Below are 2,275 nucleotides of genomic sequence, written 5' to 3'. Positions count from 1 at the left end.
TAATGCTTTGGCGGGGTTTTTAAAAATGTTAAAATCATATGGTTGGTCTCATCTGCCCATTTACCAAAAACGAAATGGGTGGCACCAGGAATGATTTTTAATTGCGCTTTGGGAATAGAGTGTGCAATCAGCTTTGTGTGCTGCTCTTTGATCATATCGTGCTGTCCGGCAATTACCATGGTAGGAACGGTAATTTTGGCAAGCATTTCCGGGCGTACATGGGGTTCCTTTACCATAAGTCCTAATACGGAGGCGTTGTGTAATGCCTTTTTGTCAAATTTTGCTATAAAGGAACATAGATAATAGCCGATGATAATGGGAAACTGCACGGTAAATTTTACACCGGATGGGGACAGGTTGGCTCAGGCAAGAACCAGAAAGTCTATTTTAAATGTTGAGTTTAAGGCGATTTCCAGTGCCGCATTTGCCCCGTCACTGAATCCGATCAGTGCCGCATGGGTAACCCCCAGCTTTTGAAGCAGCATAACTGCATCTTTCGCAATCTGTTTCAGAGTAATGGTTGAATCAGCCGACATGGAACGGCCATGTCCCCGGCTGTCCATGGTAATTACTCGGTAATCCTTGGAAAATACTTCTAACTGACGCTGAAAGCAGGTCCAGTCTTCTCCATTCCCATGAATGAATAATACAGTATTTTCATTCTCACTATCGCCATATATGCGGTAGTAGATTTCGGCATCGTGAATATTCAGATAGCCGTCTTTTAACGCTTCGATGATAATCACTCCTGTTCTGTCTTGATAATCTCATTATAAGTGATATTTAGAAAAAAGCAATTGGAAAATGAAAGGAAATCTAAAAAAACAATTGTTCTGTTTTTTGAAAGGCAGTATAATAGTCGGATACAGAGAAAAGCCTGTGCAGAGAACCATATTCAGGCGGATGGGAGGATATATGGAATACATACCGGCTAAGACCATAGTAACCAAAACAAAGAGTGCGGATTACTGGTTTGGCATTAATTATAACATGAATATTTACAAGGGGTGCTGCCATGGATGCATTTACTGTGACAGCCGTTCGGAGTGTTACCGTATTGATGATTTTGGCCGGGTGAGGGCAAAAGAAAACGCCTTGCAGATCATCCGCGATGATTTGCGGAGAAAAGTAAAAACCGGAGTCGTGGGAACGGGTGCTATGAGTGATCCCTATAATCCATTTGAAAAGAGCCTGATGCTCACAAGGCATGCGCTGGAGCTTGTGGACGCTTTCGGATTTGGCGCTGCAATAGCCACAAAAAGTCCGCTTATTACAAGAGATATGGATATACTGGAGGGGATACAGGAGCATTCCCCTGTTCTGTGCAAGATTACGGTAACCACAGCAGACGATAAATTATGTAAGAAAATTGAGCCAGGGGTGGCACCTTCTTCCAGGCGTTTTGAAGCCCTGGGAGAACTTTCAAGCCATGGTATCTTCGCAGGAATTTTGCTGATGCCGGTGCTTCCTTTTATAGAAGACAGTGAAGAGAATATACTGAGCATTGTACGAAAAACGGCGGAAATGGGTGGTAAATTTATCTATCCCGCGTTTGGTGTGACCCTGCGCCAGAACCAAAGAGAATGGTATTTTGGGAAGTTGGAAGAATTATTCCCAGGTGAAAAACTGGCGGAGAAATATATCAAACGGTTTGGAAGTTATTATGAGTGCAGAAGTCCGAAAGCCAAGAAATTATGGGGAATATTCGCAAAGGAATGCGAAAAGTTCGGAATACGCTATAAAATGCAGGATATCATTTATGGCTATCAGAAGAACTATCAGGTAACCCAGCTGAGTTTGTTTGATTTATAATAGGGGGAATTTTATGGATCATAAATACATACGGTCAATAAAAATAGAATGGGAAAAAACAGACCCGGATGTTTACTACAGGGAGATAGAAGCGCTTACGTCTATAAAGGAGCTGGATTTTGAGCACAATATCACCTTTTTTGTAGGTGAAAATGGTTCCGGGAAATCAACGCTTTTAGAAGCCATTGCAGTGGCATATGGCTTTAATCCGGAGGGCGGCAGTGTTCATTACAATTTTTCATCAAAGGATACCCATACGGATTTATGGAAGTATGTGCGCATTGTTAAAGGTATTCGCAAAGCCAAGGACGGGTTTTTCTTAAGAGCGGAGAGCTTTTACAACGTGGCTACGCAGATGGAGGAGCTAGCCAGGACAACGGTTGGCGGATCCATGATGGACCCGGGGTTCCTGAGTGGCTATGGAGGAAAATCACTGCATCATCAATCCCATGGGGAAAGTTTT

General features: G+C 42.9%; 4 protein-coding genes. 2 read left to right on the top strand and 2 right to left on the bottom strand.

Annotation, left to right across the window (positions count from 1 at the left end):
* Together ACH2DQ_RS17450 and ACH2DQ_RS17445 are read right to left on the bottom strand one after the other, a co-directional pair.
* A partial coding sequence (locus ACH2DQ_RS17450; protein WP_395027632.1) for an alpha/beta fold hydrolase occupies positions 1-329 on the bottom strand: 329 nt, incomplete at its 3' end.
* 33 nt (positions 330-362) lie between these two features.
* The gene (locus ACH2DQ_RS17445) at positions 363-746 is read right to left on the bottom strand and encodes an alpha/beta fold hydrolase (RefSeq protein WP_395027630.1); all 384 of its coding nucleotides are present in this window, start codon (positions 744-746) and stop codon (positions 363-365) included.
* A 169-nt stretch (positions 747-915) separates the two neighbouring features.
* Between ACH2DQ_RS17445 and ACH2DQ_RS17440 the strand changes: the two genes are divergently transcribed.
* Positions 916-1,812, top strand: a complete 897-nt coding sequence (locus ACH2DQ_RS17440; RefSeq protein WP_395027628.1) for a radical SAM protein — start codon at positions 916-918, stop codon at positions 1,810-1,812.
* Positions 1,813-1,825: 13 nt separating this feature from the next.
* The coding region (locus tag ACH2DQ_RS17435; protein ID WP_395027625.1) for an AAA family ATPase at positions 1,826-2,275 on the top strand (450 nt) is incomplete at its 3' end.

The sequence above is a fragment of the Robinsoniella sp. genome (genome assembly GCF_034124845.1).
This window is presented reverse-complemented; position numbering and strand designations above follow the sequence as displayed.

Coding starts and splice junctions, on each gene's coding strand:
- ACH2DQ_RS17440 (WP_395027628.1), top strand. CDS start 916: ATGGAATACATACCGGCTAAGACCATAGTAACCAAAACAAAGAGTGCG.